7 protein-coding genes are annotated in these 8471 nt (G+C 56.3%); 2 read left to right on the top strand and 5 right to left on the bottom strand.

What is annotated here, in order from left to right; all coding sequences use genetic code 11:
• Positions 1-96 precede the first annotated feature (96 nt).
• The 3 genes from RMS03_RS09660 to mfd all read right to left on the bottom strand — a co-directional run bounded on the left by RMS03_RS09660 (position 97) and on the right by mfd (position 5728).
• On the bottom strand, positions 97-1425 hold the full coding sequence (locus RMS03_RS09660; protein WP_310626858.1) for a hypothetical protein: 1329 nt from the start codon (positions 1423-1425) through the stop codon (positions 97-99).
• A complete protein-coding gene (locus RMS03_RS09655) occupies positions 1362-1994 on the bottom strand; it encodes a hypothetical protein (protein WP_310626857.1) in 633 nt (210 codons plus the stop codon). The genes RMS03_RS09660 and RMS03_RS09655 overlap by 64 nt, the downstream gene beginning before the upstream one ends.
• Before the next feature lie 248 nt (positions 1995-2242).
• Positions 2243-5728, bottom strand: a complete 3486-nt coding sequence (mfd, locus tag RMS03_RS09650) for a transcription-repair coupling factor (protein WP_310626856.1) — start codon at positions 5726-5728, stop codon at positions 2243-2245.
• 58 nt (positions 5729-5786) lie between these two features.
• Here mfd and ispD point away from each other — a divergent pair, with 58 nt between their 5' ends.
• On the top strand, positions 5787-6497 hold the full coding sequence (gene ispD, locus RMS03_RS09645; protein WP_310626855.1) for a 2-C-methyl-D-erythritol 4-phosphate cytidylyltransferase: 711 nt from the start codon (positions 5787-5789) through the stop codon (positions 6495-6497).
• Between the two features lie 28 nt (positions 6498-6525).
• Positions 6526-7011, top strand: coding sequence for a 2-C-methyl-D-erythritol 2,4-cyclodiphosphate synthase (gene ispF, locus RMS03_RS09640; protein WP_310626854.1), 486 nt, complete (start codon positions 6526-6528; stop codon positions 7009-7011).
• Here the strand turns inward: ispF and RMS03_RS09635 are convergent.
• Together RMS03_RS09635 and RMS03_RS09630 are read right to left on the bottom strand one after the other, a co-directional pair.
• Positions 7005-7412 carry a hypothetical protein gene (locus tag RMS03_RS09635; RefSeq protein WP_310626853.1) on the bottom strand — a complete coding sequence of 136 codons (408 nt, stop codon included), beginning with the start codon at positions 7410-7412 and terminating at the stop codon, positions 7005-7007. The two genes, ispF and RMS03_RS09635, sit on opposite strands and share 7 nt — an antisense overlap.
• A 104-nt stretch (positions 7413-7516) precedes the next feature.
• Positions 7517-8299 carry a 3-hydroxybutyrate dehydrogenase gene (locus RMS03_RS09630; protein WP_310626852.1) on the bottom strand — a complete coding sequence of 261 codons (783 nt, stop codon included), beginning with the start codon at positions 8297-8299 and terminating at the stop codon, positions 7517-7519.
• Positions 8300-8471 lie beyond the last annotated feature (172 nt).

Raw genomic sequence — 8471 nt, 5'->3', positions numbered from 1 at the left:
GATTTGGTATCGTTCTTCTCGGCTGAGGTGCTTGTACATTGGGCAACTTCGACTTGGCTGTTAAAGCGGCCATGATGCTCTCGCATCCTCAGCCACCTATAACCAGTTCATCTTTGTTGCACTTCGTCCTTGAATCCGCCCAATTTGATGTAAATTGTCTGAGGGTTTATCGGCGACATGGTAAAACGCACTGTTACCTTGAGGGAAGCGGGGAATGTCGCGTATGGCTGGTGACTGAATTTGATTAATTGCATCATCCGGATTTCTTACTGCATCTGGATAGAGCACATCTTCTATCTCCCGCTGGGTTGGCAAAACGATGGTGTAGCCGTCGATGAGTGCTGTGCGAGCGTCATCTACGCCGCGCTCTGCCCCGCTCAGTTGGGTTGCAACCGTGTCATTGCCGCCGTTGAAGAGCGCATCCAGAAAATCGTGATTCACGACATCGTCGAATCGGTCTTCCATAGGGGCCCCGTCATGCCCCAATTGATATGCCTTGAAGTTTCCCGAAAAGTCCATGTAGTAGTAGGTACGCCCGTTTTTCAACGTCACGGGGTTGATGAAATTCAGCGCTTTTAAGCTCAGAGGGTCTGCCAAGGGGTTGGGCAAGCTGAAGGATTCTGCCACGCTGTATTTTTGTTGGTCGCTCGCCCCTCGAGCGGGCTGGTGCAAGGCATCGCTGGCCGTGGCCGCCCCATCGTCCACACTGACCCGTATGCTGCCCGCGTTGTACGCATGGCCTGGCACGACCAAGGTGTATTCGGTGTCAGACACTTGGGTGAACGTGCCTTTCCTGTCGGCCTGCGTGATCGGTGTGTCGGGGATAACCGAAGACCCCCGGCCGCTCACCTGAATGAGATGGATGTCATCTGTCGTGAAGCCTGTCACAGCTTGTGAGAACTTGAAGGTGAATGTCACATCGTCATAAGTCCCCGCCACGCCCACTTTGTTGTCTGTGATGGTTAATTTGGGAGCAGGGACAAAGGTTTGGCTCGCATGTGCTTCAAGGCTTCCAAGCCCCGTGCTTGCATCTGTCGCTGCATTGGCATGTACGCTCACGGCTAGGTCTGTGCTGGTAGTGATGTTTGGGTTTTTAGGCACGACCAAGGTATACACATTGCCCGTTGAATTGGGCGTGAAAGCACCCTTGCTCCACAAGGGGCTACTCAGCGTGATGTCGTCTGCCGTGAACCCTGTGACGGGCTGGCTGAATGCGAAGGTAAAGGTGATGCTTTGGTCAGCGCCTGCCACCTCTGCATTGATGTTGTCGGTGATGGTGAGGCTGGGTTTTGATGGTGGAGCTGCGGCAGGAGCGCCACCACCGCCACCACCGCCACCACCACTAGCCGCCGCCAAGGCTGTCACGCCTGCACTTGTCCAGCCCCAGGGCATGATGGCTGCCGCACCTGGGATGTAGGCCAACATGTTTGGGTTGGTGTCGATGTTTTGCAGCCCCACATCGCGCCATTGTGACGAGGGGTTGAGTTTGCCCACGGTGTGCAACTCGCCATCGCATAAAGGGCAGTTTGGTCGTTGTTCAAGCTGACGCCTTGGGGGGAGTTGTTGGAGATGAGATAGCCTGCCGTATCGTAGCCTGGCAACTCCACGACGCAGGTGTTGCAGTGGATGAAGAAGTCTTCTAGCGTGATGCGGGTGTTGTCGGCGTACGTCAGATACAGGCTGCTTGCGTCGCGGGAGGCCAGCACGTTGTCGTGCAGCGGGTCGGTGTGTGCGTCTGCTTGCGCGTCAGTGGTGCTGCTATCGCGCACCACGGTTTTGCGAACCACGCGCATACGCGAAGCGCGTGGTGTCACAGGCGAAAGTTGCACAAAGTAGCTGTCGCCAGGGCTCAGTGGTATCTCGTTATGCGCCCCGATGCTGCTCCCTGTTTGGGAGGGCTGCAGCAAGATCACATAGGGCGTTGCAGGGTTTGGCTTTTTGGGCAAAGAATCAACGTTGGCAGCTAGTGCGATGGGTGTCTCGGTTGTAGTCATGTGCTGCTTTAAAGTGCTGAACTAAGTTCTTCATTTTAACCAGCCTTTCCCGTCTGAGGGTGTTTTATTGCTTCAGATGCAGCTGATCCGACCAAGTGGCCAACCAATAAGGCTTGAACGCCACAAAGATGGCTCACATCATGCCCGTGACGAAGGCGTCACCCTAGGCCATGAGCCAAAACGCACCAAGGCTTGAGCCAGAGCGGTGCCAGCAAGCATGCAAAATGACGGCATTTCAAAGTCCATGTTTACGACTGCGCCTCTACCGTTTTGGCCACGGGCAATGTGGGTGTGCCAAGTGAGCGCAGCACATCACGCACCATTTGCGCACGGGCGTGTGGCTCGGGCAGTGCGCGTTCGATGCGCAGGCGGTCGTTGCCCGCGAGTTTGATGTGCTTGTTTTTTTGTACCAACTCGATGATGCGCATGGCGTCAAACGGTGGGTTGGGTTTGAAGCTGATGTGGGTCACACTGGGGGCAGCGTCTACCTTGGTGACGCCATAGCTGCGGGCTAACACGCGCAGGCGGTGCACGTCGATGAGGGTTTGCGCTTGCGCGGGCAGTTTGCCAAAGCGGTCCACGATTTCTTCGAGCAACGCATCAATTTGATCCCCCGTTTTGGCGGTGGCCAATTTTTTGTAGAACGACAAGCGCAGGTGCACGTCACCGCAGTAGTCGCCGGGCAGCAGGGCGGGGGCGTGCAGGTTGATTTCGGTGGTAGCACTGAGTGGGCTGAGCAAGTCTGGCTCTTCGCCGTTTTTCAAAGCGCGCACAGCCTCAGACAACATGTCGTTATAAAGCTGAAAGCCCACTTCCAGCATATTGCCGCTTTGGTTTTCGCCCAGCACCTCGCCCGCGCCACGAATTTCAAGGTCGTGCATGGCGAGGTAAAAGCCTGAGCCTAGCTCTTCCATTTGCTGAATCGCGTCCAAGCGTTGCGAGGCTTGCTTGGTGAGGCCCTGTGTGTCGGGCACCATGAGGTAGGCATAGGCTTGGTGGTGGCTGCGGCCCACGCGGCCGCGCAGCTGGTGCAACTGGGCCAAGCCAAATTTGTCGGCGCGGCTCATGATGATGGTGTTGGCGCTGGGCACGTCAATGCCAGTCTCGATGATGGTGGAGCACAGCAGCAGGTTGTAGCGCTGGGCCACAAAGTCACGCATGACGCGCTCAAGCTCGCGCTCCGGCATTTGACCGTGGGCCACGGCAATGCGGGCTTCGGGCAGCAGCTCTACAAGTTGTGCGCGGCGGTTCTCGATGGTGGCCACATCGTTATGCAAGAAATAGCACTGGCCACCGCGCTTGAGTTCACGCAGCACAGCTTCACGAATCACACCATTGCCTTCGTTGCGCACAAAGGTTTTGATGGCCAAGCGGCGTTGCGGTGCCGTGGCAATGACGCTCAAATCGCGCAGCCCTTCGAGGGCCATGCCCAGTGTGCGCGGAATGGGGGTGGCGGTGAGCGTGAGTACATCCACCTCGGCACGCATGGCTTTCATGGTCTCTTTGTGGCGCACGCCAAAGCGGTGCTCTTCGTCAATGATGAGCAGGCCCAGGTCTTTGAACTTGACCGAATCGCTGAGCAGCTTGTGCGTGCCGACCACGATGTCGACTTGGCCTTCGGCCAAGCCTTTGGCGGCGGCGGTGATTTCTTTGACTGAGCGAAACCGGCTCATCTCCGCAATCTTGATGGGCCATTTGCTGAAGCGGTCTACCAGCGTTTGGTAGTGCTGTTCTGCCAGCAAGGTGGTGGGGGCCAAGAAGGCCACTTGTTTGCCGCCCGTCACGGCCACAAAGGCAGCGCGCAAGGCCACCTCGGTTTTGCCAAAGCCCACATCGCCACACACCAAACGGTCCATGGGGCGTGGGCTGATCATGTCTTGCATGACGGCGTGGATGGCGGCGCGTTGGTCGGCGGTTTCTTCAAAGCCAAAGTCGTTGGCAAAGGTTTCGTAGTCTTGGGGCGAGTAGCGGAAGGGGTGGCCTTGACGCGCGGCGCGGCGGGCGTAGATGTTGAGCAGCTCGGCGGCAGCATCGCGCACTTGTTCGGCGGCGCGGCGTTTGGCTTTGTCCCATTGGGCTGAGCCGAGTTTGTGCAACGGTGCTTCGTCGGCACTTACGCCGGTGTAGCGGCCAATCAGGTGCAGTTGGCTCACGGGCACATACAACACGGCGTTGTCGGCGTATTCGAGGTGCAAGAACTCTTGCAACGCGGGGGATCCATCTGCGTTCTTTTCGCCCAAGTCCATATTGATCAGGCCCCGGTAGCGACCAATGCCGTGGGCGTTGTGCACCACAGGGTCGCCCAAGTTGAGCTCGGACAAGTCTTTGATGAGCGCTTCGACATCGCTGACTTGTTCTTGTTTTTTGCGGCGGCGTGTGGTGGCACCAACCGCGAACAGTTCGGTCTCGGTAATTAGGTCGATGCCAGCTTCGGTCCAGCTAAAACCCACTTGCAAGGCTGCGGTGGCAATGCCGATTTGTTCGGCGCTGCCTTCGAATTCGGCCAGTGAATCAAACGCAGGTGGGCTGACGTTGGATGAGCGCAAGAAGTCGAGCAAGCTTTCGCGACGGCCATCGCTCTCGGCCAAGATGAGCAAGCGGTTGGCTGTCTTGCCAGCGTGCGCTTGCAGCTTTTGCAACGGGTCTGCCGCACCGCGCACCACGGTGAGGTCGGGCAGGTTTTGGGCAAACGCGTTGTCGATGACGTCGGTGACGTGCTGGCGCAGCGCAAACTGCGCATAGCTGTTGGCCGAGGCATAAAACTGTTCGGCGCTTAAAAACAAATTGGCAGGTGGTAGTGCGGGGCGTTCGGGGTCGCCCTGGGCCAGTCGGAACCGGTCTTGCGTGTCTTGCCAAAAGCGTTGAAAGACGGGCTCTAAATCGCCGTGCAGTACCACTGTGGCCGAGGTGCCGAGGTAGTCAAACACCGTGGCGGTCTCTTCAAAGAACAAAGGCAGGTAGTACTCAATGCCTGCGGTGGCCACGCCGTTGCCGATGTCTTTGTAGATGCGGCTCTTGGTCGGGTCACCCTCGAGCATTTCGCGCCAACGGTTGCGAAACAGCGCGCGCGCGGCATCGTCCATGGGGAACTCGCGGCCAGGCAACAAGCGCACTTCGGGCACGGGGTAGAGGCTGCGTTGGCTGTCGGGGTCGAAGGTGCGGATGGAGTCGATTTCGTTGTCAAACAAATCGACGCGGTAGGGCACCAGCGAGCCCATGGGGAACAGGTCAATCAAGCCGCCGCGAACCGCGTATTCGCCAGGACTGACCACTTGCGTGACGTGGGTGTAGCCCGCAAGCGTGAGCTGTGACTTGAGCTTGGCTTCGTCCAGCGCTTGCTTGACTTTGAAATGAAAGGTGTAGCCCGCCAAGAAGGCAGGCGGAGCCAAGCGATACAGCGCGGTGGTGGCGGGAATCAGCACCACATCGGCATCGCCCTGCGAGATGCGCCACAACGTGGCCAAGCGTTCGCTGATCAGGTCTTGGTGCGGCGAGAAGCTGTCGTAGGGCAGCGTTTCCCAATCGGGGAAGAGCACACAGCGCAGGTCAGGGGCGAAGAACGCCATTTCGTCTTGTAGGCGTTGAGCGTCCACTGCATCCGCTGTGATAATGGCCACGCGTTGTTGCTTGGTCTTTTCACGAAGACCGAGTTGTGCGAGGAGCAAGGCGTCGGCAGAACCAACAGGGCGTGGCATGGCAAATCGTTTGCCGGGACTCAAGGGGGGCAGGTGCATTGGGGTAATTCTAGAATGGGAGCTGGGCTTTCATTCGAACGAAGTCCAAACCTATTCAATGCCTTTACATACACCTACCCCTACTCGTTTCTTCGCCGTCATTCCCTGTGCGGGGTTTGGCAGCCGTGCGGGTACAACCGTACCGAAACAATACCAAGTCATCGCAGGCTTACCCATGGTGGCGCACACGCTCAAGGCTTTTTCGGGCGTGACACGTATGGCGCATGGCGTACTGGTGTTGGCCCCCGAAGATGCGCGCATGGCGGCTGTGCTGGCTGCTCATCCTCAGCCTTTGTTTTCAGTCGTCCATACAGGTGGCGATACCCGTGCCGAAAGTGTGTTGGCAGGTCTTCGAGAGTTGGCGAAGCTCGGTGCCAACGCTACCGACTGGGTGCTGGTGCACGATGCCGCGCGTTGTTTGGTGACGCCTGCGCAAATCAATGCGTTGATGGATGCCTGTCAAGATGATGCGGTGGGTGGCTTGCTCGCGCACAAATTAGCCGACACCTTGAAGGCTGAGGCGGGTGGCCGCGTGGCCCATACGGTTGACCGTACTGACAAGTGGTTGGCTCAAACACCGCAGATGTTTCGTGTGGGTGTGCTGTTGCGTGCACTGGCGCAAGCGGATGCAGTTATGACTGACGAAGCCAGTGCAATGGAGGCGATGGGATTAAAGCCTAAGTTGGTGCCAGGCGGTGCGCAAAACTTCAAGGTCACTTATCCAGAAGACTTTGCGTTGGCTGACGCTATTTTGAATTCAAGGCAATGATGCAATCGACACATGGAAAGACCACCACATGACAACAGCACCTCGTTTTCGAATTGGTGAAGGCTGGGACGTTCACGCCTTGATCGAAGGACGCCCACTCATGCTAGGCGGTGTGTGCATACCGCACACACATGGTTTGCTAGGCCACTCGGACGCGGATGTGCTTCTGCATGCGATCACAGATGCTCTCTTGGGCGCTGCGGCCCTCGGCGATATTGGCAGGCACTTTTCGGATGCGGATGTGGTTTACAAAGATGCAAACTCGTGGGTGTTGCTGCAAAGAACGGCAGCACTGGTGCGGTCTGCTGGATTTGAGATTGGCAACATCGATAGCACTGTGATCGCGCAAGCGCCGAAGTTGGCAGCACACATGCCCGCCATGTGCCTACGCATCGCTCAGGCGCTGGATGTGGATGTATCTCGTGTCAACGTGAAGGCGAAGACTGCCGAAAAAATAGGCCCTGTGGGGCAGGGCCTGAGCATGGAGGCGCGGGCTGCTGTACTGATTTATTGATTTTTGGAGTTCAACGCAGCCAAGCCATCGACCACTTCTCGCACAACTCGTCGGTGTTCTGGCTCAAGTGCAAAGTAGCGCGAAACCAGCTGTTGGTCCACAAGATTGATCTCCCCATCGCTCATTTTTTCATCAACAGGGCGCTGTGGCGGTGTGCCAAAGAGCAGACCCTCTGGTGAGATTTTGAGCCACTTTGATAACACCAAAAGTTTGTCTTGTTTAGGAACGGATACGCCCATGAGCCAATTGCGTGCCGCATGCGATGAAATGCCCTCACCCCAATAACGTAGATTGAACTCGTTAGCGACGACGGTTGCAGAAACACGCACGCCGTTATCCTTAAGGGCTGCGCGAAAACGTTCTGCAAATTTGTTGGTTTCTTTAGGGTAGGGCTTTTTCATTACCCGAAGTTAGATGACATCCAATTAATTTTATAGATTTAAATTAAAAAAAATAGCTACTTTTACTTAAATAAGTGCGCTATCTTTCTATTCCCGCCTGTTCGTTATTGGGCAACCCAACCACCGTCCATGTTCCAAGCAACACCTCGGATGTTCTTACCTGCATCGCTACAGAAGAAAACAGCTAATTCACCCAGTTCTTCAGGGGTGGTGAATTGCATGGAAGGTTCTTTCTCACCTAGGAGCAGCTTGATAGCTTCGTCATTAGAGATTTTTAAGGCCGCAGCTTTTGCGTCGATTTGTTTTTGGACCAAGGGAGTGAGCACCCAGCCTGGACAGATCGCGTTGCAGGTGACGCCTGTGGTGGCGTTCTCAAGTGCGGTCACTTTGGTTAAGCCCACGATGCCGTGCTTGGCTGCGACATAAGCAGACTTTTGGGCAGACCCCACTAGGCCGTGAACGGATGCTACGTTGATGATGCGCCCCCAATTCTTCTTTTGCATGTGTGGCAATGCTAAACGAGAGGTGTGAAAAGCACTGGTGAGGTTGATGGCGATGATGGCATCCCAGCGATCGACGGGGAAGTCCTCGACAGACGCCACGTGCTGGATGCCTGCGTTGTTAACCAAGATGTCTACGCCGCCAAACGTTTCGGTGGCAAATGCGATCATGGCTTCAATCTCGGGGACTTTACTCATGTCGGCGCCGTGATAGCCAACTTGGACGACTAGGGCTGCTATTTCTGCTTTGGGGCCTTCGGCATCGCCAAAGCCGTTGAGAATGATATTGGCGCCTTGGCGTGCCAATGATTTGACAATGCCCAGACCAATGCCGCTGGTGGACCCCGTTACCAAAGCTGTTTTACCGATGAGTGTGCGCTCAGACATTTAAAAACTCCATATCCATTACGATGAGAAACCGGCGGATTCAAGGACGAAGTGCAACAAAGATGAACTGGTTATAGGTGGCTGAGGATGCGAGAGCATCATGGCCGCTTTAACCGCCAAGTCGAAGTTGCCCAATGTACAAGCACCTCAGCCGAGAAGAACGATACCAAAT

This window comes from Limnohabitans sp. (assembly GCF_031538885.1).
Lineage (GTDB): Bacteria > Pseudomonadota > Gammaproteobacteria > Burkholderiales > Burkholderiaceae_C > Limnohabitans.
Note: the sequence above shows the minus strand (reverse complement) of the source record. Positions and strands in the feature narration are given on the sequence as shown.